19 protein-coding genes and 2 pseudogenes are annotated in these 24,732 nt (G+C 70.5%); 6 read left to right on the top strand and 15 right to left on the bottom strand.

Annotated elements, in window-relative coordinates; all coding sequences use genetic code 11:
- Positions 1-104: 104 nt before the first annotated feature.
- Positions 105-979 (bottom strand): annotated as a pseudogene (locus OG226_RS12985) (NmrA family transcriptional regulator).
- 81 nt (positions 980-1,060) lie between these two features.
- Here OG226_RS12985 and OG226_RS12980 point away from each other — a divergent pair.
- Entirely contained in the window at positions 1,061-1,996 is a 936-nt protein-coding gene (locus OG226_RS12980; RefSeq protein ID WP_328677224.1) for an AraC family transcriptional regulator, read from the top strand.
- Positions 1,997-2,006: 10 nt separating this feature from the next.
- Positions 2,007-2,702 (top strand): annotated as a pseudogene (locus OG226_RS12975) (helix-turn-helix domain-containing protein); the annotation flags it as partial.
- On the opposite strand, the gene OG226_RS12970 reads toward OG226_RS12975, so the two are convergent.
- From OG226_RS12970 to OG226_RS12925, 10 genes are all read right to left on the bottom strand, one after another.
- Positions 2,685-3,089, bottom strand: coding sequence for a VOC family protein (locus OG226_RS12970; RefSeq protein WP_328677223.1), 405 nt, complete (start codon positions 3,087-3,089; stop codon positions 2,685-2,687). The pseudogene OG226_RS12975 and the gene OG226_RS12970 overlap by 18 nt on opposite strands.
- A 68-nt stretch (positions 3,090-3,157) precedes the next feature.
- A complete protein-coding gene (locus tag OG226_RS12965; RefSeq protein ID WP_328677222.1) occupies positions 3,158-3,793 on the bottom strand; it encodes a VOC family protein in 636 nt (211 codons plus the stop codon).
- 218 nt (positions 3,794-4,011) lie between these two features.
- Positions 4,012-4,455 carry a hypothetical protein gene (locus tag OG226_RS12960; protein ID WP_328677221.1) on the bottom strand — a complete coding sequence of 148 codons (444 nt, stop codon included), beginning with the start codon at positions 4,453-4,455 and terminating at the stop codon, positions 4,012-4,014.
- 9 nt (positions 4,456-4,464) lie between these two features.
- Complete coding sequence (locus OG226_RS12955; protein WP_328677220.1) at positions 4,465-5,508, bottom strand: LacI family DNA-binding transcriptional regulator; 1,044 nt, start codon at positions 5,506-5,508, stop codon at positions 4,465-4,467.
- 200 nt (positions 5,509-5,708) lie between these two features.
- Positions 5,709-7,304, bottom strand: coding sequence for a family 43 glycosylhydrolase (locus OG226_RS12950; protein WP_328677219.1), 1,596 nt, complete (start codon positions 7,302-7,304; stop codon positions 5,709-5,711).
- Entirely contained in the window at positions 7,301-8,206 is a 906-nt protein-coding gene (locus OG226_RS12945; RefSeq protein WP_329349049.1) for a carbohydrate ABC transporter permease, read from the bottom strand. The genes OG226_RS12950 and OG226_RS12945 overlap by 4 nt, the downstream gene beginning before the upstream one ends.
- Complete coding sequence (locus OG226_RS12940) at positions 8,206-9,090, bottom strand: carbohydrate ABC transporter permease (protein WP_329349048.1); 885 nt, start codon at positions 9,088-9,090, stop codon at positions 8,206-8,208. Before OG226_RS12940 ends, OG226_RS12945 begins: the two co-directional genes overlap by 1 nt.
- Before the next feature lie 10 nt (positions 9,091-9,100).
- Positions 9,101-10,432 (bottom strand): ABC transporter substrate-binding protein, encoded by a 1,332-nt coding sequence (locus tag OG226_RS12935; protein ID WP_329349047.1) that lies wholly within the window; start codon positions 10,430-10,432, stop codon positions 9,101-9,103.
- 236 nt (positions 10,433-10,668) lie between these two features.
- Positions 10,669-11,760, bottom strand: a complete 1,092-nt coding sequence (locus OG226_RS12930) for a LacI family DNA-binding transcriptional regulator (protein WP_329349046.1) — start codon at positions 11,758-11,760, stop codon at positions 10,669-10,671.
- A 114-nt stretch (positions 11,761-11,874) separates the two neighbouring features.
- Positions 11,875-12,888, bottom strand: coding sequence for a hydroxyacid dehydrogenase (locus OG226_RS12925; RefSeq protein WP_329349045.1), 1,014 nt, complete (start codon positions 12,886-12,888; stop codon positions 11,875-11,877).
- A 270-nt stretch (positions 12,889-13,158) separates the two neighbouring features.
- Here OG226_RS12925 and OG226_RS12920 point away from each other — a divergent pair, with 270 nt between their 5' ends.
- Positions 13,159-14,763, top strand: a complete 1,605-nt coding sequence (locus OG226_RS12920) for a carboxylesterase/lipase family protein (RefSeq protein ID WP_329349044.1) — start codon at positions 13,159-13,161, stop codon at positions 14,761-14,763.
- A gap of 178 nt (positions 14,764-14,941) precedes the next feature.
- The gene (locus OG226_RS12915) at positions 14,942-15,997 is read left to right on the top strand and encodes a LacI family DNA-binding transcriptional regulator (protein WP_328677212.1); all 1,056 of its coding nucleotides are present in this window, start codon (positions 14,942-14,944) and stop codon (positions 15,995-15,997) included.
- On the opposite strand, the gene mmuM is transcribed toward OG226_RS12915, so the two are convergent.
- Entirely contained in the window at positions 15,987-16,910 is a 924-nt protein-coding gene (gene mmuM / locus OG226_RS12910) for a homocysteine S-methyltransferase (RefSeq protein WP_329349043.1), read from the bottom strand. The two genes, OG226_RS12915 and mmuM, sit on opposite strands and share 11 nt — an antisense overlap.
- Positions 16,911-16,998: 88 nt before the next feature.
- Positions 16,999-19,107 (bottom strand): autotransporter-associated beta strand repeat-containing protein, encoded by a 2,109-nt coding sequence (locus OG226_RS12905; protein WP_329349042.1) that lies wholly within the window; start codon positions 19,105-19,107, stop codon positions 16,999-17,001.
- A gap of 160 nt (positions 19,108-19,267) precedes the next feature.
- Between OG226_RS12905 and OG226_RS12900 the strand changes: the two genes are divergently transcribed.
- Positions 19,268-20,680 carry an RICIN domain-containing protein gene (locus OG226_RS12900; RefSeq protein WP_329349041.1) on the top strand — a complete coding sequence of 471 codons (1,413 nt, stop codon included), beginning with the start codon at positions 19,268-19,270 and terminating at the stop codon, positions 20,678-20,680.
- A gap of 8 nt (positions 20,681-20,688) precedes the next feature.
- On the opposite strand, the gene OG226_RS12895 is transcribed toward OG226_RS12900, so the two are convergent.
- Positions 20,689-21,759, bottom strand: coding sequence for a pectinesterase family protein (locus OG226_RS12895; protein ID WP_329349040.1), 1,071 nt, complete (start codon positions 21,757-21,759; stop codon positions 20,689-20,691).
- Between the two features lie 39 nt (positions 21,760-21,798).
- The gene (locus OG226_RS12890; protein ID WP_329349039.1) at positions 21,799-23,478 is read right to left on the bottom strand and encodes a rhamnogalacturonan lyase B N-terminal domain-containing protein; all 1,680 of its coding nucleotides are present in this window, start codon (positions 23,476-23,478) and stop codon (positions 21,799-21,801) included.
- Positions 23,479-23,665: 187 nt separating this feature from the next.
- On the opposite strand from OG226_RS12890, the gene OG226_RS12885 reads away from it, so the two are divergent.
- Complete coding sequence (locus OG226_RS12885) at positions 23,666-24,709, top strand: rhamnogalacturonan acetylesterase (protein ID WP_329349038.1); 1,044 nt, start codon at positions 23,666-23,668, stop codon at positions 24,707-24,709.
- Positions 24,710-24,732: the final 23 nt, after the last annotated feature.

Below are 24,732 nucleotides of genomic sequence, written 5' to 3'. Positions count from 1 at the left end.
AACGGGCGCGGGGCTGTGTCGGTATGCGGCTCCGCCGCGCGGGCGCGACCGGCCACAACGAGCCCGCAGCCGACGCACCGGCCTCCCCGCAGGGTGCCGCGGGGCTACGCGCCGGCCTTCCAAATGCCCGCCGCGGCCGCCTCCCGCACGAACTCCGAGAAGTCCCGCGGCTCCCGCCCCAGCACATCCTGAACCCCCTCGGAGAGATACGAGTTCCGCCCGTCCAGCAGCGACTCGAACAACTCCACCAGGAACTCCACCTCCTCCGCCGGCACCCCGAACCCCGCGAGAACGTCCCCGTACTGACGGGCCGACACCGCCCGATATGTCAGCTCACGCCCCGCCACCGCAGCGATCTCCGCGACCGCCTCCCCGAACGTCAACAACCGCGCCCCGGACACCGTGATCGCCTGCCCGACGTACCGGTCCCCACCGGTCACCGCCGCGACGACCACATCCGCGATGTCCCGCACATCGACCGGGGGCACCTCCCATGCCCTTAAGGCTATGGGGGAGGCTCCCGAACCGAACCCCCGGGGAACACCAGTTCCCCGCCCTCCCGCAACCCCTCCACCAGCGGCCCCTCACTGAAGTTCTGCGCGAACCACGACGCCCGAACGACCGTCCAGTCCGCCCCCGACCCCCGCAACGCCTCCTCCGTCGGCCGCGCCCGCTCCGCCCCCCGAGCCGACAGCAGCACCAGTCGCCGTACCCCCGACCCGACCGCCTCCTGCGCCAGCAGCCCCACCGCACGGCCCGCCTCCGGCGCCCCCACGTCCGACGGATACACGAGATACGCGGCATCGGCACCCCGCAGGGTGTCCGCCCACGTGGACCGCTCCGCCCAGTCGAACCCCCGCGCCCGCGAGGCCTCCCGCACGGTCAGACCCGCCGCCCGTGCCGCCTCCGCCACCCGCCGCCCGGTACGCCCCGAAGCACCGGTGACCACAATCGTCGTGTTCCGCGCATTCTGTGTCATGCCCTCCAGCCAACGCCTGTCCACGAGCACGGACCATCGCTGAACGGCTCATTCCCATAACCGCGCGTCTACGCTGGCCACATGGACGCCCTGGCAGGCCTTCTGGAGGGTCCACGCGCGCGTGGCGCCTTCATGATCCGCGCGTGCTTCGACCCGCCGTGGGCGATACGCGTCGAGGACCGCGCCCCGCTCACCGTCATGCTCATGGTCCGCGGCGACGCCTGGATCACCCCGGACACGGGGGAGCGGATCCGCCTGCGGGCCGGCGACCTCGCCATCGCCCGCGGCCCCGCCCCGTACACCTGCGGCGACACCCCCGACACCGCCCCGCAGGCCGTGATCCTCCCCGGTGCCGAGTGCCACCACCCCGACGGCACCCCGCTCAACGGCTCCATGGACCTCGGCGTCCGCACCTGGGGCGACGGCCCCGACGGCTCCACGGTCATGCTCATCGGCACCTACCTCATGCGCGGCGAGATCAACGGCCGCCTCCTGGACGCCCTCCCACCGCTGCTCTCCCTCCCCTCCGAGGTCTGGGAGTGCCCGCTCACCCCGCTCCTCATGGACGAGATCGTCCGCGACGAACCCGCCCAGGAGGTCGTCCTGGACCGCCTCCTCGACCTCCTGGTCATCGCCGCCCTGAGGGCCTGGTTCTCCCGCCCGGAGGCCGAGGCCCCGGCCTGGTACCGCGCACTCGCGGACCCGGTCGTCGGCAGGGTCCTGCGCCTCCTCCAGGACGACCCGGCCCACCCCTGGACGGTCGCCTCCCTCGCCGCCAAGGCGGGCGTCTCCCGCGCGGCCCTCGCCCGCCGCTTCACCGACCTCGTCGGCGAACCCCCGATGTCCTACCTCACGGCCTGGCGCCTGGCCCTCACCGCGGACCGCCTCCGCGACACCGAGGACACCATCGGCGCGATCGCCAGGCAGGTCGGCTACGGCAGCGCGTTCGCCCTGTCCAGCGCCTTCAAGCGGGTCTACGGCGTGAGCCCGCAGGAGCACCGGACGAGGTCGGCGTAGCCTTTTGACCGTGTACGCGGAGAGGGAGTCCCGGCTGCCGGGCGCGGTGGTCTGGAGCCGCACGATCGAGGCCTGCACCGTCGGCCCGGTCCACCCCGTCCTGCCCGACGGCTGCATGGACATCCTCTGGAACGAGGGCCGCCTCCTGGTCGCGGGCCCCGACACCCGCGCGTACGTCCCCGGGACCGGGCCCACGCACTGGGCGGGCATCCGCTTCGCCCCCGGGACCGCCCCCACCTACCTGGGCGTCCCCGCACACGAACTCCGCGACCGAAGGGTCGACCTCACCGACCTCTGGCCCGCCGCGACGGTACGCCGCCTCGGCGCCCGTGTCTCCACGGCCCCCGACCCCGCGACCGCGCTGGAAGAAGCGGCACTGGAACGCGCGGCGGACGTGTCCCCACCCGATGCGCTGCTACGACACCTCGTGGCGGCCCTCGACACCGGCCGCCCCGTCGCCGCCACCGCCGACGAACTCGGCCTCGGCGCGCGCCAGTTGCACCGCCGCTCCCTCACCGCGTTCGGCTACGGCCCCAAGACGCTCGCCCGGGTCCTGCGCCTGCAACGCGCCCTCGCGCTGGCCCGCGCCGGAGTCCCTTTCGCGGAGACGGCGGCCCGGTCCGGTTACGCGGACCAGGCCCATCTCGCCCGGGACGTCAAGGAGTTGGCGGGGATGCCGCTGGGCGAACTACTCGGCGGAGCCGGCCAGCGGGGCGAAGAGGTCCACCCCGTTGCCGTCGGGGTCGTGCACCAGGGCGTACCGCTGGCCCCAGAAGGCGTCCCACGGCTTGAGCTCGCCGTGATGCCCGGCGCCGGTCAACTCCGCGTAGACCCGGTCGACTTCGGCGGGGTCGTCACAGAGCAGGGCGAGCGCGGCCCGACCGCTGCCGCTGGGTGCCCGCCAACCCGGTTGGAACGAGCGGACGGTGTCCTCCGTGTCCAGCAACAGCCTTAGCCCACCGGGCAGTTGGGCCTCGGCGTGCGGCTGGCTCGCGGCGTCCTCGGGAAACCCGAGCCCGAGCCGGCGGTAGAAGGCGACAGAGGCGGCCATGTCGGAGACGACCAGGCCGATCGCGTCGAATCGTGGAGTCATGGGGCAACCGTAGGCGGCGGCGGGTCGGCCGGTCTTGTAGGAATCGGACACCGCGCTCGGTGGATCGGTCAGCTGAAGGTCACGGGCCCGCGCGGGGTGTCCACCGTGAAGGAGAGACCCACCGGCCCCGCCGCCACCGCCAGCTCCGCCCCCACGGCCGACAGCAGCGGGCGGATCTCGTCCGGGACCGGTGCCGTCGCGGTCAGCTCCAGCAGAGGTGCCACGGGCAGGCCCGAGGCGGTCGTCGGATGGGGCGAGGAACTCCAGTCGATGAGGAACGGCACCAGGCCGGAGGGATGTGCCGTGTCCCCGTCGGTGAGCCGCCACTCCAGCAGCGTGCCGTCGGGCCGGCGACGGCTCATCGCCCGCACCGGCCCGGGGTCGTACCCCTGGGCCCGGGCCGCCGCGACCGCCGCGTCCAGGTCGGGCGGGGAGACCGCCCACGTCACCGTCCGGGCGGCGGCCAGCCCGTCGACACCGAAGGGACGCGGACCCGAGGGCTCGGACTGCTCCGGGTCCGGGCCGATGATCTCCAGGTAACGGGAACCACCCAGCGAGACAAGGAAGTTGCGGGTGCCGAGCCCGACATGGGCACCGCCCGCGACCGGCGCGATGCCCGTGCGCTCGGTGAACTCGGCGACCGTGGCCGCCAGTTCGGGCGTCGCGAGGACGAGATGGTCGAGGCGTGCGGGAAGAGCGTTCATCCCCACCGAGGTTACGCGGCGGAACCGCACCGGAGGAGGGAAAAGTCCCTTAACGGTGGAACACCCGTACGGCAGGATGGCCACAGGATCCGTGCCGTGCGCGCCCTGCCGCTGCTGTTGCTCCCCGCGGTGTCCCGCAACGCGAACGGCAGGATCCTGCGCGGACAACTCCGCTCGGCGGGCGGCCGGTTCGGCTGGCACCGGGACGGCGCCCCGCCTCACTCCGCCGGGCGCCACCGGAACCAGTGGTCGACCCCGTCGAACCGGTAGCGGTCGTCCCCGTCGTCGAATCGCGCCTCACCGATGAGTCGGCGAGCACCGTCCGGTGCCTGACGGCGCGGCGCGAGGAGCAACGTCGGTTCGTCGTAACGGACATCGATCCCTCCGTGCCCCGGATGCTCCTCCGTCCCTGCATCGGAAAGCTGATACCTGATGAAGATCGCCCACTGCTCGCGCTCCATCGCCACCGTCGCCTCGCTCGCGGGCCACACGACGTACTCCTCGGCCTCGTCGACGCGGTTGCCGTCCCGGATCTCGCAGTAGTGCGGGACACCGTCGACGAGCGAGAGTCCCTTGCGCGGCCCGTCGTGCCACTCCACGTCCGCGTACGTGAGCTCGAAGCCGTCCGCGATCAACTGCCGCTTGTCCCATGACCTGGCCATACCGGCAGGCTACCGACCGGCGGCCCCCGTGCTCGCCCGCTCCACCAACCGCGTCGACAACTCCGTCCGCGTGCCCTCCGGCCGGTCCCCGTCCATCAGCCGGACCAGTAGCCGAAGCGCCGTGGCCGCCATCTCCGACAGCGGCTGCCGGATCGTGGTCAGCGCCGGAGTCACCCAGCGGGACTCGGGAAGGTCGTCGAAACCGACCACGCTGATGTCGCCCGGGACGCTCAACTGCCGTTCCGTCAGGGCTTCGTAGACCCCGAGCGCCATCCGGTCGGAGCAGACGAAGACAGCCGTGGGCGGCTCGGGCAGGTCGAGGAGTTCGCGCATACGGCTACGGGCCATGGCCTGGTCGAACCCGCCGTGGCGGATGTACTCGGGGCGGACGGTCACGCCGGCGGCGGCGAGCGCGGAGCGGTAACCGGCGACACGGGCGCTGCTGCACATCTTGTGGCGGTGGCCGGCGATGACGGCGATACGTGCGTGGCCCAGGGCGAGCAGGTGCTCGGTCGCGGTCACCCCGCCCTGCCAGTTGGCCGCGCCGACGGACACCACGCCCGGCGGCGGTTCGTGCACGGGGTCGATCATCACGAACGGGATGCGGTGCTGGTCGAGCCACGAGTACTGGGCCGGTGTCAACTCCGCCAGATTGAACAGGACTCCGGCCGAACCCCGGCCAACCAGCCTGTCCAGCCAGCCCCGTTCGGGCCGGTCGGCCCGCGTCCGGGTCAGCCCGGCCGAGACCACCACCTCCAGCCCGGCCTCGTACGCGGCCTCCTCCACCCCGTGCAGCACCGCTCCCGACCACGAACTGTCCAGCGAGTGCACCACCAGGTCGACCATCCCCGACGCCTTGCCCGCGTCGAACCGGGGCCTGCGCACGTACCCGAGCCGCTCCAGCGCCTCCGTCACCCGCCGCCGCGTCTCCGGCGCCACGTCCTCCCGGCCGTTGACCACCTTGGACGCGGTCGGCACGGACACCCCCGCCTCCCGGGCCACCACCGCCAGCGTCGGCCCTGCCGTCACGCTCGCGCTCCCCGCACGGACCATCGGGTACCGCCTCTCCAGCCCGCCCGAGGGCCATCGAAAGTTTCGACCAGCGCCGCTTCCCCGACTCCACCATCAGTCATCCAGAAAGCGCTTCCTACGATAGGTGCGCGTCAACACGGCGGGAAGACCAGGGGATTCACGCGATGGCGCCGACCCGATCTTTCGAAACCCCGAACAAGGGAGAAAGCGTCACCTACAGGTCACTCCGGCCTGCACGTCAGCCGGAAATTCGCGAAGTCCGCGCTGAACGCGACCCCGACCGGATCCCACGCGTGGATGCCCGCCATCGCCCCGGTGAACCGCAGCCGCGACCCGTAGTCGTCCGACAACCGACTGAAGTCCAGCCCCGCCCCGACCGCCGTCCGCACCCCGTCCCGCACATACCAGAACCGCGCCTCGGCCCCCTCGACCGTCACCCCCAGCGCCACCGGAACCCGGACGTCCACCTCTACGACGGCCACCTGCCGCGTGCCGCCCTCGTCCCGCTCCACCAGGCTCAGCACCGGACGGCCGCCACCCCGCCACTGCTGACCCCGCTGTCCCTCACCCTCGGGCTCCGCCCACGTCAGATGCAGGCTCAGATACGCCTCGGCGCCGTACCAGAGCACCAACCCCGCCGCCTGCGTGAACGTCAACGGCCGTGCGTCGACCGTGACTTCGGCCTCCGCGCGGTGCTCCGTGATCCGCTGGGCCAGCAGACTGTGCGCCCACCGCGACTCCGGCCCGTGCCGCCCGCGCAGCCGGATCCAGCCGGGACGGGCGGCGGTGTCGGCCCAGGACGGGTCCGGGTACGCACGCGGACTGCTCCACGGCCATCCCAACGGCCTTTCGCAGTCCGGGACTTGGGCCGGTGGTGCGGCGGGACGCGTCGGTACGTCCACTTCCACCGCCGCATGCCAACCGCCCTGCCGCAGCCTCGGCCAGCCGTCCGCGTCCCATGTGACCGACTGGAGCGCGGTCTCCCGGCCCAGCGTGCAGCGCGGCCCCTCCGGTGTCTGGACCGGCCGTGCCGCGAGGTGGCTCAACACCCAGTCCCCGCCGAGCAGTTCGACCAGCTCACCGTGGCCCGCCTTCTGCAACGGCAGCGACGGGTCGTCCCGGGACGTCAACAAGGGGCGGTCGTCGAGCTCGTAGGGACCGGTGACCGTACGGCCGCGGGCCACCCGTACCCCGTGCTCGAAACCCGTGCCGCCCTCCGCGAGCAGCAGGTAGTACCAGCCGTCCCGCCGCACCAACTTCGGCCCCTCGATGAGCCGTTCGTGCTGGAGCAGCAGATGGGTCACGCCGATCGGGGCGAGTGTGTCGCGGTCCAGCTCGGTCGCGACGATGCCCGCGAAACGGCGGCCGCCGGGGCGACAGTCGTTCTGGAGGTTGAGCAGCCACAGCCGGCCCTCGTCGTGGAACAGCGCCGGGTCGAAGCCGTGGCTCGCCACCCGCCGTGGAGTCGTCCACTCCCCGGCCACGTCCGTCGCCGTCGTCACGTAGGTGTCCAGGTCGAAGTACGGAGTGCCGACCGAACGGACGATCGAGTACGTCATCCAGAAGCGCTCGCTGTCCCAGCTCAACGAAGGCGCCCAGACACCGCCCGAGTCCGGGACGCCCGCCAAGGAGTCGCCGGGGATCGCGCCCCGGACGTGACCCGCGTACTCCCAGTGGGCGAGGTCCCGCGAGCGGTGGATCGGGATCGTAGGGAACCACTCGAAGGAACTGGTCGCCACGTAGGAGCGGTCGCCGACCCTGACCATCGACGGGTCGGGGGCGAAGCCGCGGACAACCGGGTTGTTCAGCAGGGTCACTTGAGGGCTCCCAGGGTGACCCCGGTGCGCCAGTAGCGGCGCATCGCGACCATCATCACGGCCATCGGGACGATCGACAGGAGTGCGCCGGTCAGGACCAGGCTCGTCAGGTCGACGCCCGACTCCATGCGTTTTCCGGACCAGTTGTAGAGGCCGAGGTTGAGCGTCCAGTTCTCCTCGCCACGCAGCACGGTCAGCGGGAGGAAGAAGGCGTTCCAGGTGTTGACGAAGGCCAGGAGGAAGACCGTCGCTCCGCCCGTCGTCATCATCCGCAGCACGATGCTGAAGAAGATCCGGAGTTCGCCCGCGCCGTCCAGGCGTGCCGCTTCCAGGAGTTCGAAGGGGACCGTGGCCTCCGTGTACACCTTGGCGAGGTAGACGCTGAACGGGTTGATCAGGCAGGGGATCAGCATCGCCCAGGGGGTGTCGACCAGGCCGATCTTCGAGAACATCAGGTACAGCGGCAGGGTGAGCAGCGCGATCGGGATCAGGAACGAGCCCACCACGCACGCGAACACCGCGCTGCGGCCCGGGAATTCGAAGCGCGCGAGGCCGTAGCCCGTCGCGAGGGCGATGAGCGTGCCGCCCAGGGAGCCGACTCCCGCGTAGAGGAAGGAGTTCGCGGTCCAGCGCAGGAAGATGCCGTTCTCGTAGGTGAAGACCTGGCGCACGTTCGACCACAGGTGCATGCCGGAGAACCAGAGGCCGTTGCTCTGGTACAGGCCCGTGCGGTCCTTGGTCGCGGCAATGATCAGCCACCACACCGGGAACAGGCTGTAGGCGCTGGCCAGGACCAGACCGACGAGCAGGAAACGCTGGCCGCCGCGTGAACGGGCCGCCGGATCGGGCTTGTTGAGGCGGCGGACCTGATGGGCGTTCCGGCGTTCTTCGGTGAGGGTCATCAGTCGGCCTCCTTCGCGGTGAGCCGGTAGAAGAGGAAGGAGGCGAGGCCGAGGATGAGGGCGAGCAGGACCGAAAGGGCCGCCGCGTAGTGGTAGTTGCCCGCGTTGAACGCCTGGTTGTAGATGATCATGATGGGCGTGAAGCTGTCGTCGACCGTCTGCGGCGTGACGTTCCGGAACAGCGCCGGCTCGTTGAAGATCTGCAGCATCTGGATGATCGAGAGCATCCCGGTCAGCACCAACGCCCCTCGCACGTAAGGGATTTTGATGCTCGTCGCGACCCGGAACTCGGAGGCGCCGTCCAGCCGGGCCGCCTCGAACAGGTCGCGGGGCACGCCCTGGAGCGCGGCGTAGATGATCACCATGTTGTAGCCGATGCCGTGCCAGGTCAGCAGGTTGCCGATCGACGGCCAGACCATCGAGGGCGCGAAGAAGTTCCAGGACAGCCCGAACACCTTGCCCAGCGGCGTCAACGGGCCGACGTCCGGGCTGTACAGGTTGATCCACACGATCGCCGCGACCACGCCGGGGATCATGTACGGCACGAGGAGGAAGATCCGGAAGCGGCCCGCGGCCTTCGAGGACAGCGCGTCCAGGAACAGTGCCAGCAGCAGGCTGACGAGCAGCATCACCGGGATCTGCACGCACGCGAACAGCACCACGCGCAGCACCGAGTTCATGAACGCCGAGTCGGTCAGGCCCTGTTGGTAGTTGTCCAGGCCGGAGAACCTCTGCGTGGAGCCGCCGAGGCCGAGCCCCGACTGGTGCTCCACGAAGAGCGACTCGTAGACGGCGTACCCGATCGGAATCAAGTACAGGAAGACGAAGCCGAGTTGGAAGGGCACCGTGAACGCGGCACCCTTCCAGCGCTGGGAGCGGATCATCGGCGCTGCCTCAGCCCTTGACGCTGATACCGCGGGACGTCAGGTCCTTGACCGTCCACTCCTGCATGTGTGCCAGCAGATCGATGACCTTCTCCTGCTTGTTCATCACCTTCGCCCAGCCGGTCTGCAACTCGGTGAACATCGCGGTCCAGTCCGGGCCGAACACCCAGTCCGAGGTGACGGTGTTCAGGCTGTCGGTGACGACCTTCTTCGCGGGCTCGTAGTTCGTGCCTAGCAGCTTGTCGGAGATCGCCTCGGCGACGTACGCATCGCTGTCCGCCAGCGCCGGCATCACACCGTTGCCGGTGGTCGGGCTCGCCATCGTCCTCACCGCACCCGTGTTCGTCGACATCCACAACGCGGCCTCGGCGGCCTGCTGTTGGTGCGCGCACTGCTTGGTCACCAGGGTGACGCCACCGCTCTGGTTGGTCCCGGCGGGCGTCTTGGCGGCCTCGCCCTGGAACGTCGGCCAGGGCGACAGTGCCCATTTGCCGTCGGACTTGGTGAAGTTCTGGACCATGCCCGCCATCTGCCAGGTGGAGATCTGCCGGGTCGCGGTGCCGCCGTTGTCGTAGTTGCGCTGGACGGCCGCGTAATCCGCGAAGGAGAGCTTGGAGTTGAGGTCGTTGTCGATGATCTCCTGGATCACCTGGGCCGCCTTGAGGCTGCCCGCGTCCTGGAAGTCGACCTTCCAGGAGTCTCCGTCGATGGCGTACCAGTGCGCCCCGGCCTGCATGGACAGGACTTCCAGGGTGCTCGGGTCCTCACCGGCGAAGTTGGTGATCTCGACGCCGTGCTTCTTCAGGACCTTGCCCGCGGCGATGAACTCGTCCCAGGTCGTCGGGGCCTTGAGTCCGTACTTCTTGAAGACGTCGGTGCGGTAGATCGTGAACGCGGGTGCCGAACTGGTCGGCACGCCATAGGACTTGCCCTGCACCTGCGCGCTGGCCCACGAGCCCGCGTTGAACCTGGCCTTGTCGGCGGCGACGTACTTCGAGATGTCGGCGAGCGCGCCCTGCGAGACCCAGGTGGTCACGTACTCCGCCGTGTTCTGCACCAGGCAGGGCGCGTTGCCGGCCTTGACCGCGTTGGTCAGCTGCTTCTGCATCGTCAACTGGTCGGTGACCTTGGTGTACTTGAGCTTGATGTCCTGGTGAGCGGCGTTGAACGCCTTCACGACCGCGTCCTGCCCGTTGGCCCAGCCCCAGAAGGGGAGGGTGACCGGACCCGAGGACGCTTTGTCCCCCGAACCGGATCCGCCGCAGGCGGAGAGCAGACCTGTCAGTGCGAGGCCCGCGACGGCTGCACGAGCGAACCTTCTCCGGGGGCTGGTGAAGTTCATCAGACCGTGTTCCTTCGGAAGAGAAGAGGTAGAAACCGGTTGCTGTGAAGGTAGGCAGGATGGCCTGTTCGGAGCAAGAGGTGTGCGGCAAGTTGTTGTGATGGCCCAGGACAGACCCTGTCTGGCCAGGGGAATTAAAGAGAAACCGGTTACGTAACGCCCTGGTTCCGTGTGCCTTGCCGGTTCCGTAAGGGGTGCCGCGCCAGTCCCGCGGGGGCGCTGCGCCAGTCCCTGTCCTAGTCCCGTCGGGCCGGCGGCCGTACCGAGTTCCGTACGACGACATGCGTGCCCAGGACCAGATGGTCGCCGTCGCCGCCCCTGCGCCGGCCCGTGCCGCCGCCCTCGCGCCGGTCCGCCACCGCGCGCAGCGCGACCCGGCCCATCTCCTCGTACGGGACGTGCACGGTGGTGAGCTGAGGGGTCAGCTGGGAGGCCAGGGGGATGTCGTCGTAGCCGACGATCGACACGTCCTCCGGCACCCGCAGGCCCGCCGCGCGCAGCGCCTGCATGGCGCCCGCGGCGACCACGTCGGTCCCCGCCAGCACCGCGGTGAAGTCCAGGCCCTCCTTCAGGGTGTCCTCCACCGCCTCGTACCCGTGCTCGTAGTCGTACGGCCCGTGCCGCACAGTCCCCGGGTCGAACGGCACTCCGTACGCCTCGAAGGCCCGTTGCGCACCCCTCAACCTGCCCTGGGCGGTGGTGAGTTCGGCGTGCCCGGGCAGGACCAGGACGCGCCGGTGGCCGGCCGAGAGGAGGTGGCTGGCCATGGCGTAGGCGCCGCCCTCGTTGTCGTAGTCGACCGTCGTCGCCGGGACGTCGCCCTCCAGCGGCGGGCGGCCGACGAGCACGAGGTGCGAGCCCGCCGCGTCGAGGGAGCGGGCGAAGCGGGCCATGCGGAGCTGGTACTCGTCGACGTCGTACGCCCCGCCGAGCAACACCACGGCGGCGACGCCCTGTTGGCGCATGAGGTTGACCAGCGCGAGTTCACGCTCGGGGTCGTCGCCGGTCGTGCCGACCAGGGAGAGCCAGCCGCGCAGCGTGGCCGCGCCCTCGACTCCCTTGGCCACGTGGGCGAACGCGGCGCCGGTGATGTTGTTGATGAGGATCGCCACCGTGGGCGTACCGCCACCGGCCAGGGAACGGGCGTGCGCGTTGGTGACGTAGTCCAGGTCGCCGACGACCTTCATCACCCGGCGCCGCAGCTCCTCCGACACCGGGTAGTTGCCGGACAGCACGCGCGAGACGCTCGCCACGGAGACCCCGGCGCGCTCCGCCACGTCCCGGATCGTCGCCCGGCCGACGTCGCCCGACGCCTTGCGCTGACTCACCGTGGCGACTCCTTCACCGTGACCGTGTTTCCACCGGGCGCCCTGGGGCCTGCTCCGGTCCGGAAACCGTATCCCAAGGTCGTTCCGGGCGTGCCGGCCTGTGGACAGTACGGATCAGGCGACACGGGCCAGGTCCGCGTGCCGTACCTCGTGGGCCGGTGGCAGACCCGCGGCCAGGCGCTCCAGCTCGTCGACGACGATGCTGCCGAGCCGCGCCAGTTCGTTGCCGAGGGAGCCCGCGATGTGCGGGGTGAGGAAGACGTTCGGCAGTTGGTACAGCGGGGATGTGGGGGGCAGCGGTTCGGGTTCGGTGACGTCCAGGATCGCGGTCAGGCGGCCGGACAACAGCTCGTCGGTGAGGGCCTCGTGGTCGATCAGGGCGCCCCGGGAGGTGTTGATCAGCACCCCGCCGTCCCGGATGAGGGCGAGCCGCCCGCGGTCCAGCATGTGCTGTGTCCCGGGGATGTCGGGGGCGTGCAGGCTGACGATGTCGCTGTCGCTCAACAGGTGCTCCAGCGGCAGGAGTTCGGCCCCCAGGGAGGCTGCCTCGGTGACGCTGACGTAGGGGTCGTGGAGCAGGACCTCGAAGTCGTACGGGCGCAGCAGTTCCAGGAGTCTGCGGCCCACCCGGGAGGCGCCGATGACGCCGATGCGGCGGCCGAGGTTGCCGATCGGCGCGGTCTCGGTCGGCGTCGGGTACGCGTGCGTGTGCCGGAAGCGTTCCCGTTGGGCGAAGGCGTCCTTCCCGGCCAGCAGGATCATCGCGAGGGTGTACTCGGCGACCGGCAGCGCGTTGCCGGTGACCGCGCTGGAGACGGTCACCCCGCGTTCCCACAGGGCCTCGCCGACCAGCGAACGGACCGAGCCCGCCGCGTGCAGCACGGTGCGCAGCCGGGGTGCCGCCGCCAGCGCGTCGGCGTCGAGGTGCGGGCAGCCCCACCCGGTGATCAGGACCTCGGCCTCGGCCAGGGCGCGGGCGGCCTCGGGGGCGCCGAAGTCCCGTACGACGAGCCCTGGTTCGATCTCGGCGGTCTGCCGGAGCCGGTCCATCAGGGGTGAGGGGAAGAGCAGGGGCAGGTGCACCGGATCCATGGCGAACACGGCCCTCGGCGGCTGGGCGCTGGGCATGACCCTCCCGTACGGAGTGGGAAACGTTTTCTGAAAACGTCTTCTACCGTAGATCTGCTGTGGAGCGAGGGTCAATCGGTGAGTAGGGACCCCGGGTACGGAAATATTTCGATGCCGCCCGGCCCGTAGAGACCCTGAAGAGACGTGGTGCGTGCTCGGGTGACCCGTCGTGACCCGTCCAGCCGCGCTCGTCCGCCGGAATAGCCCGGCTCGGTGTGATGCTCTGATGAGCAGCACGGTTCACGAGCGTGGTGAGGAGCTGGTGGGCAGATGACGGCGACGACGACGCAGACGGCGGAGCGGACGGGCCCCGTGGTGGGCACCCCCTACGGGACGGTGCGCGGCCGGTACGAGAACGGGATCGCGGTCTTCCGGGGCATCCCCTACGCGGCGCCCCCCATCGGCCCCCACCGGTTCCGCCCGCCCGTCCCGCCCGAGCCCTGGACCGGAGTGCGCGACGCGCTCGCCTTCGGCCCGACCGCGCCGAAACCGCCGTACTCCGAAGCCTTCGCCAAACTGCTCTCCGACCCGGTCGTGCCCGGCGACGACTGCCTCAACCTCAACGTGTGGACCCCGGAACCCGGCCCGGGCGCCCGGCTGCCGGTCATGGTGTGGCTGCACGGCGGCGCGCTCACCCGGGGTTCGTCGGCCGTCCCGGTCTACGACGGACACGCCTTCGCCCGCGACGGCGTGGTCATGGTGTCGGTCAACTACCGCCTGGGCGTGGAGGGTTACGGCCTCTTCCCGGACGCCCCCGCCAACCCCGGCCTGCGCGACCAGCTCGCCGCGCTGCGCTGGGTGCACGATTCCATCGCGGCGTTCGGCGGCGACCCCGACCGGATCACCCTCTTCGGGCAGTCCGCCGGCGCGATCAGCATCGGCGCCCTGATCGCCGCCCCGCAGGCCCAGGGACTGGTCCGCCGCGCCGTGCTGCAGAGCGGGCCCCCGGAGGCCTTCGACCGCGACAAGGTACGGCGGATGGTGCGCCGGATGGCGACCCGGCTGAAGATCCCCGCCACCGCCGAGGCCTTCGCCGCCGTCGACCGCGAACTCCTCCTCCGCACCCAGGCCGACGTGGGCAGACTCAGCAGCCCGGTGCTCGGCGGCCCCACGTTCGGGATCGTCATCGACGGCGACCTCGTCCCCCGGGACCCGCTGGAGGCGCTCGTCGACGGCGAGGTGGGCCGGGGCGTCGACCTGATGCTGGGCTGGACCCGCGACGAGTACCGCCTGTGGCTGGTCCCGGGCGGCCTGCACGAGCGCGTCGACCGGCTCGGCGCGGTCGCCCTGGCCGGCGCGATGGCCCGCTGCCACTGCGGCGTCGAGGTCCCCCGCGGCTACCGCGCCCTGCACCCCGGCGCCGGCACCGCCGAGACCGTCGGCCAGCTCGTCACCGACCACCTCCTCCGCTACCCCCTGCACCGCCTCGCCGACGCCCGCCCCGGCACCGCGCACGTCTACGAGTTCGCCTGGCCCTCCAACCGCCCCGACCTCGGCTCCTGCCACGCCCTCGAACTCGGCTTCGTCTTCGACACCGGCGAGATCCCCGAGTCGGCCAAACTCGCGGGTCAGGACGCGCCCCAGGCACTCGCCGACGCCATGCACGGGGCCTGGGTGCGATTCGCCGTGGACGGCGACCCCGGCTGGCGGCCCTGGGACGACACCCACCCGGTCCGCATCTTCGGAGAGGGCGATCCGTACGTCGCGCACGGGCCGCGCGACCCCGAGTTCGCCCTGTGGGCGGCCGACGCCGTGGCCAGGGCGAAGGAAGCGGCGGCTCCGGCCGAGGGCGCGCCGCCCGCGCGGAGCGCCACCGAACTGCGGTCGGTCGTACGGCGGTTGCGGCGGACGGGGGACGTGCGGCGGTCGTCGTAGGGGTGGACGGACGGCGTGGAAACCGGTTGCCCAACGCCGACCGCCGACAACTGCCGTGCTGACGTTGGCGAATTGGCCTACGCACGCCTCTCCTCCAGCCCCTCACCCGCTGCTACCCTCCGCGCAGGGAACCGGTTGCCGGAGTGTTGCCACAGGCCGGGGAGGGGCGAGGCGGGACATGACCAGGAAGAGCCAGGACGCGAGCGGGAGCACCATCCGGGACGTGGCGGCCCGCGCCGGGGTGTCCGCGTCCACGGTGTCGCGGGTGCTCGGCGGCGACTACCCGGTGAGCACGGCGACCCGCGCGCGCGTGCTGCGGGCGGTACGCGAACTCGACTACGTCGCCGACGCCCGCGCCAAGGCAGTGGCGGGTGTCGGGACGCCGACCCTCGCCTTCGTCCTGGAGGACATCACGGGACCGTCGTTCGCGCTGATGGCGCACGGCGTGGAGCGCGAGGCGACCCGGCTCGGCCACCTCTGCCTGGTGTGCAGCACCGAGGGCGACGTCCAGCGCGAACTGGACTTCATCGAGACCATGCGTGCCCAGCGCACCGCCGCCGTGATCCTCGTCGGCGGCACCGCCGACACCCCCGAGTACCGCGAGCGCACCCGCCGTATCGCCGACTCACTGGCCGCGGCCGGATCGCGGCTCGTGCTCTGCGGCCGGCCGCCGCTCGGCCCGGGGGCACCGGTCACGGTCATCGAGTACGACAACGAGGGCGGCGCGTACGCCCTCGTCGCGCACGTCCTGGCCCAGGGCCACCAGCGCGTCCTGTTCCTCGGCGGCAAGCCGGACCACGCGACCGCGCAGGGCCGCGAACGCGGTTACCTCGCCGCCCACCGCGCCCGGGGCCTCGAACCCGACCCGGACCTCCTGCTCCACGGCGACTTCACCCGCGACTCGGGCCACCGCCTGATGCGCCTCGCCCTGAGCCGGGAACTGGAGTTCACGGCCGTGGTCGCCGCCACCGACATGGTCGCCGCGGGCGCGCTCACCGCGCTGCACGAGGCGGGCCTGGCCGTCCCCGGCGATGTTTCGCTGGCCGGTTACGACGACATTCCGTTCGCCCGCGACCTGTACCCGGCCCTGACCACGGTCCATGTCCCCTACGAGGAACTGGGCCGCCTCGCCGTACGCACCGCGCTGGGCCGCACGGCGGAGTCCCCGGACGAGCACCTGCTGCTGGGCACGCATGTGGTGGTGCGGGACTCGATCGCGGCGGTCACGGTGTGAGCGTCCGCCTGATGGACGCGATCGCCTCGGGTCCCACCCGGCAGCACCCCCCGATCAGCCGCGCGCCGGACGCCCGCCAGCCCTCGACCTGTTCGGCGGTGAAGGTGGCACGGCCCGTCCACGCGCGGGCGTCTGCGTCCCAGGTCTCGCCGCTGTTGGGATAGACGACGACGGGCTTCCCGGTCACACGGGCCGCGATCTCGACCGCGCCCTCGACGTCCTCGGGCGCACAGCAGTTGACGCCGACCGCGATGATCTCGTCCGCCTCGGCCGCGAGTGCGAACGCCTCCTCCAACGGCTGCCCGGCGCGGGTACGGTCACCCTCGATCGAGTACGACAGCCAGGCGGGCGTCCGCAGTCCGCGCACCGCCCGCAGCAGCGCCTCGGCCTCATCGGCGTCCGGGATCGTCTCGAAGGCCAACACGTTTGGCCCGACGAGATCCAGCACCTCCAGGCGGGGCCGGTGGAAGGCCGCCAGCTCGGCCACGCTCAGCCCGTACCGGCCCCGGTACTCGGAGCCGTCCGCGAGCATCGCGCCGTACGGTCCGACCGAGGCCGCCACGTAGAGCGGCCGTCCGATGCCCCGCCGTCCCGCTTCCACCGCCGCGTCGACGGCCAACTCCACGCTCGCGGCGATGAGTTCGGCCGCCCGGTCGCGCTCGATCCCGCGCTTCGCGAAGCCCTCGAAGGTGGCCTGGTAGCTGGAGGTGATCGCCACGTCGGCGCCCGCCTCGTAGTACGCGAGGTGCGCCTCGGCGATCGCCTCGGGCCGGTCCGCGAGCAGCCGCGCCGACCACAGCTCGTCGCTCAGGTCGTGCCCGGCCGCCCCGAGCTGGTTGGACAGCCCGCCGTCGAGGACGAGGGTCCCGGTGGCGAGGGCGTCGGCGAGGAGGGGAGCGGTGTCGCTGGTCATGTCTCGACGCTAGTCGATACGGCCGCGGAGCCGTGGCCACGTCCAGCCGGCGAACGGTATGCCCGGAATGTGGACACCTGGGAGATTCCTAAGCCGCGTGCTTTCCGCCCCCGCGCCTGCCGCCGCCCCGCGTGCGCTTGGTCGCCGGGACCAGCAGGCCGCCCAGCAGGCCGAGTCCGAGTGCGTACGGCCACCAGCCGAAGGCGTCGCCGCGGGCGGTGTTCGCCGTGCGGGCCTCGGTGACCGTCGTGCCGGAGGACGACCTGAGGCGGGAGTCGGCGGTGGCTGAGGGGCTGCTCGCGGTGACGCTGGTCAGGACGACGTCGTTGCCGTCGCCACCCCGGTAGCTGACGCGGTACGTCGTGTCGGCGAGCTTCAGCTCGGCGCCCTCGCGAAGTCCCCTGAACGCGCCCGTCGTTGAGCTCTTGCCCGTGTGGTCGAGGATCGTGACGGTCCGTGCGGGGTGCGTCCCGGCGGCCGAGAGGTCCAGGTCGCCCGCGAGGCTGACCTTGCCCGCGACCTTCAACGGCTTGTCGCGCAGGACCAGTTCGCCCTTCGCGCTCTGCGTGTAGTTCCCGGTCACGGTGAGGCCGGTGGTCACCAGGCCGTCGTTCGTCACCGAACCCTTCACCGTGCCCACGCCGGTCAGATCGGTCGACACGCGCAGGCCCGCCGTACCCACGTCCAGCCGTGCCCCCGCCGAGGTGAGCCGAATCGCCCTGCTGTGGGCGAGAGTTGCCCCCGACCTCAGTGCCAGCGTGCCCTTCGAGACCGTCGTCGTCCCCGTGTACGTCACCGCCGGGCCCGTCAGTGTTGTCGTCGCGGCGCCGGACTGGACGAGGGAACCCTTGCCGCCGAGATGTGACACTTGGACGCCGAGTGTCACATTGCGCAGCACAAGGGTTCCGTCGTCGACGATCCGCCGCCCCTCCGTGCCGGTCAGCAGCCCGCCGTCGCCGCCAGGCTTCCCGGACCCCAGCCGCAGCACCGCCCCCTTCTCCACGGTCGTCGACCCGTCGTAGTACTGCGGCGCCGCGAAGGTCACGTCGTTCCCGCGCGTCCCCGCGATGACGACGTCCCCGGCGCCGGGCGCGGCCAGCGTGTCGTGGTACCTGCCGCCGCCGATCGGCGCCCCCAGGGTGACCGGACCGTCGTAGTCGAAGGTCAGCTTGGACCGGACGCCGCTCGCCGCGTGGAGGTTGATGTAGACGGTGTCCCTCGTGCCCGGCATGAAGATCTGGTGGGTGGTGCCGTCGCCCCACTGGACGTTCGCGCCCTCGATGTTGGTGCCGCGCTTGTTCAACTGGTGCGGGATCGCACGCCAGTTGAGGTTCGGGTCGCTGAGTGACGGGTTCGTGTCGCCGCCTTGGTCGCTGTAGCTGTACTGGCCCGTGAGGACGACCTTGCTGCCCGGCCGGGAGTGGACGTTGACGTCGCTGCCGTAGGCGCGCTGGTAGAAGTTCTGGCGCAGGGTGATCGTCCGGTACAGCGGGGTGTCGATGATCCAGGAGCCCTGGTTGAGGATCGCGCGGGCGTCGGGCAGTGCCACCGGGTACTCGGGGCGGCCGACCGCCATGCCGGTGCCGTTGTCGATCACCCCTGAGAACGGGTGGGTTCCGGCCAGGTCGAGCGTGCCCCACATGTTGCGGGGCTGCGTGACCAGGCCCGAGCCGCTGATCGTGCCGATGTTGAAGGTGCGGGTCAGGGAGAGGCGCAGGGTGCCGTCGACCCGGACGTTCAACTCGTTGAGCTGGTAGCCGGGCGTGCCGTAGGGGAAGTGGCCGATCAGGCCGGTCCCACCACCCGTGCCGTACTGGAGAGTTGTGCCGCTCGCGACCGTGATCGCGGGCGGGTCCGGGTTGGTGACGGTGGTGTACGGGTGGTTGCCGCCCTGGGTGGTCACCTTCTGCCGCTGCTGGGACGCCGGGAGCGTGAAGTCGCTGTCCTTGGTGAGAATCAGCGTGCCGCCGCCGCGCACGGTCAGCGCGCCCCGGCCGCGGAACAACCCGTCGTACGTCGTCGTCCCGGACGGCACGGTGACCACCGTGTCGCCGGTGAGCGTGACATCGCGGTCCGCGAGGACGTCGGCGGTCGCGTCCCGGGCGCCGGCGGCCGAGGCAGGGGGAGCGCCGACCAGGAGGGCGACGGTCGCGAGGGCGCCTACGGCGGCTGAGGTCTTGTGGGTTTGGCTGCGCACATCACCGGAGACGTGCGGCGGCGGCGCCGATAACAGAAATCTCGCGACCGTCTTTGTCGCGCGCGACCCGTTGACCTTCCCGTAACACACCCATACCTTTTCGGCGTTCGTAATGACAGATGCCGTACGAAATCTCGAACCCCCCTCCGAGAGGCGTCAGATGAGACGTGTGTACGCAATCCTCGTCGCCCTGTGCTGCGTGCTCGCCGCCGCACTGGCGACCGCGGGACCGGCCCAGGCCGCGGCGCAGACCATCACCAACGGCACGCAGTTCACGGACACTTCGGGCAACGCCGTGCACGCGCACGGCGGCGGGGTGATCAAAGTAGGCAGCTACTACTACTGGTTCGGCGAGGACCGCAACGCCGACAACACCTTCAAGTACGTGGACGCCTACCGCTCCACCGACCTGAAGAACTGGGAGTTCCGCAACCACGTCCTGACCCAGTCCAGCGCCTCCGAGCTGGGCACCGCCTACATCGAGCGGCCGAAGGTCATCTACAACGCGTCCACCGGCCAGTTCGTGATGTGGATGCACAAGGAGAACGGCGTCGACTACAGCGAGGCCAAGGCCGCCGTCGCCGTCTCCTCGACCGTGGACGGCAGTTACACCTACCAGGGCAGCTTCCAGCCGCTCGGCGACAACATGTCCCGGGACATCACCACGTTCGTCGACACCGACGGCACCGCCTACATGGTGTCCGCCGCCAACGAGAACTACGACCTGCACATCTACAGACTCACCGCCGACTACACCGCCATCGACAGCCTGGTCGCCAACCCGTGGGTGGGCGGACACCGCGAGGCACCCGCCCTCTTCAAGCGCAACGGCGTCTACTTCATGCTGACTTCGGCCGCCACCGGCTGGAGCGCCAACCAGCAGCAGTACGCCACCGCCACCAGCATCACCGGCCCGTGGACCGCCTTCACCAACGTCGGGGACTCGACCGCGTACAACTCGCAGACCGCCTACGTCCTCCCGGTCACGGGGACTTCGGGCACCTCGTACCTCTACATGGGCGACCGCTGGGGCAACTCCTTCGGCGGCACCGTCAACGACTCCCGTTACGTCTGGCTGCCGTTGACGTTCCCGACCACGACCTCGATGTCCATGGCGTCCTGGTACCCGGAGGTGTCGATCGACACGGCCGCCGGCACGATCACCGGGACGAGCGCCACGTACAACACGCTCATCGCCAGGAACAGCGCCAAGTGCGCGGACGTGGCCAACCAGTCGCTGTGGCAGGGCATCGCGATCAGCCAGTACACCTGCAACAGCGGCACCAACCAGAAGTGGTGGTTCAAGGACCTCGGCACCGGCTACTACGAACTCATGGGCCGCGGCAGCTCGTTGTGCCTCCAGGAGAACGCGACGAACGTCACCCAGGAGAACTGCACCGGCGCCACCACCCAGCAGTGGAGCCTGACCACCTCCGGCAGTTACGTCCTCGTCAAGGCCAGGACGAGCGGCGAGTGCCTGGACGTGTCCGGCGCGTCCACCGCCAACTCCGCCGCGATCATCACCTACACGTGCAGCGGAGCGACCAACCAGCAGTGGACGCGCGGTAGTTGAGCGCACGGTTACCGGACCGGATTCCAGCCGTCCGTGCCCGCCAGATACTTCTGCGCCGTGAAGCTCGCGGCCTGGGAGTCGGTGAGCTGCGGGCGGTCGGAGTTCATCGTCGCGCCCGCGCCCGTGTTCTTGTACTCGAAGAAGCGGGCGTTCTTCCACGAGTAGCCGCTCATGTCCGTCCAGGGCCCGGCGACCTTCACGGCGGCGGGCAACGAGGTCTGGCGGACGACCAGTTGCCCCACGGCGTCCGCCGTCGGATGCCAAGGGCGCCCCAGGTAGTACGTGTTGGCCGCCGCCGAGCTGCTCACCGAACTGCCGGTGACGAGGATGCCGTACGTCTTCGCGGAGCTGGTGTTGGGCGCGGCGAGGAAGCCGTTGAGACCGCCCGCAGCCGCGCCCGAGTTCCGGAGCTGGATGTTCACCCGGTCGTAGACGGCGGTGGCGTTGCCGAAGACGAAGTCCACGTCGCCGGTGATGAACGACGAGTAGAAGTACTGCCGGTACTGACCAGTGGACGACGGCGACCAGTTGAGGACGGTGTCCTGGCGGCTGATGAACCGGTCGTTGGTGAACGTCTGCCGGTCGCCCTGCGCGGTGACCGCGACGGCCTGCGTGTCAGTGATGTCGGGGTGGGTGGACTTGTCGAAGGTGTTCTGGACGGTGATCCCGGTGACGGTGAGGCCGCTCGCCGAGAAGGTCGCGACCGAACTGCCCCGCGTCCCGTACTTGTTGCCACTGGAATCGGTGTAACCGGCGGCCCGGTCATAGGTGATGACGACGTCCTCGGCGTTGCCGGTGGCGCCCTGGAGGGTCAACCCCGTCTTACTCGTGGGCACGTTGACGATCTCGGCGTACGTGCCCTTCGCGACGGAGATGGTGTCACCGGCGGCTGCCGCGTTCACGGCGGCCTGCACGGTCGTGAAGCGGCCCGATCCGTCCTTGGCGACGGTGATGACGGTGGCGGCCCGCGCCTGGGTCACCAGCGACACCGCGACCAGCCCGAGGACGGCCGCGGTACCGGTCGCCACGGCGGCTCGGCGCCGGGCGGGGGAGCGGCGGTGCGTGTTCGGCTCTGTCATGCCTTCAAGTCGCCGTGCCCCGCCCGGGAGTTGCCGCCCCTACGCCAGCAGATCGATCGCGTCGACCGACGTACCGGCACTCAGGAACGACGTCGTCCCCGAGCCGCTGGCCACATAGATCTTCAGCGTGTTGTACGCGCTCGCGTCCGTCAGCCAGGCCGACGCCGGAACGCTGTACGTGAACGTGTTGTTGTTGCCCCGGTACGAGCCCACGGTCAGCGACCGGGTGCTCGGCTGGGTCGGCGGCGAGGGGACGGCCGAGGTCCAGGTGTCGTTGACGACGACCTGCGGGCGGCCGTTCGCGTACGCCGTCGTCACCCCGATGCGCAGGGTGTGCGCGGCGGCCGACTGGGCGGCCGTCAGCTTGAAGTACACGATGATGCCGCTGTTGACGTCCTTCCACAGATAGCAGGGGAACCCCGAGGTCTCCGTGCCGCTGCCGACGACGACGTTGCCGGTCCAGGACGCGGCCCGTACGTCCGAGGGGTGTGCGTACGTCATCAGGTCCGCGTTCTTGAACCCGCTCGGCGAACCGTCCCAGTTGCCGATCCGCCAGATCGCGCTCGCGTTGGACGGATCGTTCGAGGACGGGATCGCGATGCTGTTCAGCGTCGTCGTCCCGCCCGCCGTGACCGCCACCGACCCGGTGTAGACGGCGAGTTCACCCTTGAAGACCGTCAGCGTGTACGTCCCCGGCAGCACCCCCGCGATCGAGAAGTAGCCGTCCGAGGCCCGCGCCGAACCCCAGTACTGGGCAGCCGAGTCGGCGAGCCCGACCGTGTACGCGTACGCCGTGTCGCGCCCGGTGATGCCCACACCGGCGACGCGGCCCCGCGAACTCGCCGCCGTATAGCCGGAGATGCCGAGCGAATCGGCCCACGGGGTCGTGAGGTTGGCGTGGTAGAGCGAGGAGGAGGGTGCGCCGCCGTCCGTGAGTGCGATGACGTACGGCCCCTGGAGACCGAAGCGTTGGGCCTCCGTCTGGTTCTCGCCGTAGTACAGGATCTCGTACAACCCGCCGCCGTCCGCGCTCTGATGACGCAGCAGCGAGCGGTAGAACGGTCCGCCGGACGCCTTCTCGTGGTTGCTGCGCACGACCCACAGGCCGACGCTGCCGGTGGTCCAGCCGACGTAGTCGTAGTCGACGACCCGGTTCTTCGAGTAGTGCTTGGAGCGGGTCTGGCCGTCCGACTTCTCGAAGACGTCCGCGGACTCGATGGTGGTCGGCGCGTAAGTGTAGGAATCCGGCTCGTCGTTGAGGAACAGCCCGGCCTTGACGCGCACGATGTAGCGGGTCGCGCTGACCGACGTGTCGGCCTTGTTCGTCCACAGGTAGACGTTGTTCTCGCCGCTGCGGGCCGCGTAGTAGTGCTTCAGCGTGCCGTACGCGACGGAGATCAGGATCGTCGAACCCGACTGCGCGATCGTCACGGTGGAGGTGCCGAGGCCGGACTCGACATGCGAGTTCTTGCCGCCGTAACCCTGGTACTCGGTGCCTTTGTAGACCAGCGAGGTCAGATCGCCGTTCGTCTTGCTGACCTTGAAGACCAGGCTCGCGCCGGTGTCGACGACGTAGTTCGAACCGTCGTCGGTGTAGCCGAAGCTCGCGGCGGACGCGCTCTCGGCGAGCGGCCCGGCGAGCGCCGCCGAACCGGCCGTGGCCGCTGCGCCGAGGACGAAGGTGCGGCGACGAACCGGTCTGTTCACAGAGCCGGACATGGGGGTGCCTCCTTCGGGAGGGTGGGGGTGCGGGTGCTTGGAGGGTGGCAGTTGAATCGATTTCGCGAAAGTGCTTTCGCAGCCTTGGAGTTGGCGAAGGCGTGAAATCTGCCGCAGGTCTAGAAAGCGCTTGTCGGTAGCGGTACGGTCCACCGCCAGGCCTTGTCGTCGGACGGAGGAGCCGCGAATGAGACGTTTCAACATCGCCCTGCTGACCGCACTGACCCTGAGCACCGCCCTGTCGACCGCACCCGCCCAGGCACACGACCGCACACCCCCGCTCAGCCTCGCCAACTGCACCGCCACCGCCTGCCACTTCGACGTCCCGCCCGGCACCTACGACGTCACGGTCCGCCTCGGCGGCGAGAGCGCGGCGAGTACGGCCGTCAGCGGCGAGACCAGGCGCTCCCTGCTCCCCGAGACGGCCACCGCCGCCGGCCGCACGGTGACCCGCGGCTTCACGGTGAACGTCCGCACCCCCGAGGGCGAACCCACCGGCCCCGACGGCACCCCCGGCCTCGACCTCACCCTCGGCGGCACGGCCCCCGCACTCGCCGACATCCGCGTCACCCCCGCCCACCACGCCCGCCAGATCATCCTGATCGGCGACTCCACCGTCTGCGACCAACCGGGCGACCCGTACTCCGGCTGGGGCCAACAGCTCCCGCAGTTCCTGCGGAAGGGCGTGTCCGTCGCCAACTACGCGGATTCCGGGGAGAGTACGGTCACCTATCTGGAGAATCCCTTGCTGTGGGGGACGGTTCAGCCGCTGATCCGCCCCGGCGACCTGGTCCTCGTCCAGTTGGCCCACAACGACAAGACGACCGACGAGGCCATGTACCGCGCGAACTTGGAAACCCTCGTACGGGGTATCCGTGACAAGGGAGGTCGTCCCGTCCTCGTGACACCGATCGTCCGACGCTGGTTCAATGCCGACGGCACACTGAACAACAACACAGCGCTGCTGGTGAACGGGCTCGGCGTCGACCTGCCGGGCGTCGTCCGCTCGGTCGCCGCCGCCGAGGGGGTAACGCTGATCGACCTCACGGCGCAGACCAAGGCGCTGGTGGAATCGCTGGGAGTGGAAGGCTCCAAGGCCATCTACCTCTACAACGAGAAGAAGGACAACACGCACACCTCCGCGCACGGAGCCACCGTGTACGCGGGTCTGGTCCGCGACGCGCTCGTCGCCCGGCATCTGCTGCCGGAGGACCGGGTACGAGTGGGGTGAGACCCCAAAGACCCCTGGGGCGT

This window comes from Streptomyces sp. NBC_01261, assembly GCF_036226385.1.
Lineage (GTDB): Bacteria > Actinomycetota > Actinomycetes > Streptomycetales > Streptomycetaceae > Streptomyces.
This window is presented reverse-complemented; position numbering and strand designations above follow the sequence as displayed.

Bases quoted from the DNA above. Each gene is read 5' to 3' on its own strand.
- OG226_RS12980 (WP_328677224.1), top strand. From the start codon at position 1,061: ATGGACGCCCTGGCAGGCCTTCTGGAGGGTCCACGCGCGCGTGGCGCC.
- OG226_RS12970 (WP_328677223.1), bottom strand. From the start codon at position 3,089: ATGACTCCACGATTCGACGCGATCGGCCTGGTCGTCTCCGACATGGCC.
- OG226_RS12965 (WP_328677222.1), bottom strand. From the start codon at position 3,793: ATGAACGCTCTTCCCGCACGCCTCGACCATCTCGTCCTCGCGACGCCC.
- OG226_RS12960 (WP_328677221.1), bottom strand. From the start codon at position 4,455: ATGGCCAGGTCATGGGACAAGCGGCAGTTGATCGCGGACGGCTTCGAG.
- OG226_RS12955 (WP_328677220.1), bottom strand. From the start codon at position 5,508: ATGGTCCGTGCGGGGAGCGCGAGCGTGACGGCAGGGCCGACGCTGGCG.
- OG226_RS12945 (WP_329349049.1), bottom strand. From the start codon at position 8,206: ATGACCCTCACCGAAGAACGCCGGAACGCCCATCAGGTCCGCCGCCTC.
- OG226_RS12940 (WP_329349048.1), bottom strand. From the start codon at position 9,090: ATGATCCGCTCCCAGCGCTGGAAGGGTGCCGCGTTCACGGTGCCCTTC.
- OG226_RS12935 (WP_329349047.1), bottom strand. From the start codon at position 10,432: ATGAACTTCACCAGCCCCCGGAGAAGGTTCGCTCGTGCAGCCGTCGCG.
- OG226_RS12925 (WP_329349045.1), bottom strand. From the start codon at position 12,888: ATGCCCAGCGCCCAGCCGCCGAGGGCCGTGTTCGCCATGGATCCGGTG.
- OG226_RS12920 (WP_329349044.1), top strand. From the start codon at position 13,159: ATGACGGCGACGACGACGCAGACGGCGGAGCGGACGGGCCCCGTGGTG.
- OG226_RS12915 (WP_328677212.1), top strand. From the start codon at position 14,942: ATGACCAGGAAGAGCCAGGACGCGAGCGGGAGCACCATCCGGGACGTG.
- mmuM (WP_329349043.1), bottom strand. From the start codon at position 16,910: ATGACCAGCGACACCGCTCCCCTCCTCGCCGACGCCCTCGCCACCGGG.
- OG226_RS12900 (WP_329349041.1), top strand. From the start codon at position 19,268: ATGAGACGTGTGTACGCAATCCTCGTCGCCCTGTGCTGCGTGCTCGCC.
- OG226_RS12895 (WP_329349040.1), bottom strand. From the start codon at position 21,759: ATGACAGAGCCGAACACGCACCGCCGCTCCCCCGCCCGGCGCCGAGCC.
- OG226_RS12890 (WP_329349039.1), bottom strand. From the start codon at position 23,478: ATGTCCGGCTCTGTGAACAGACCGGTTCGTCGCCGCACCTTCGTCCTC.
- OG226_RS12885 (WP_329349038.1), top strand. From the start codon at position 23,666: ATGAGACGTTTCAACATCGCCCTGCTGACCGCACTGACCCTGAGCACC.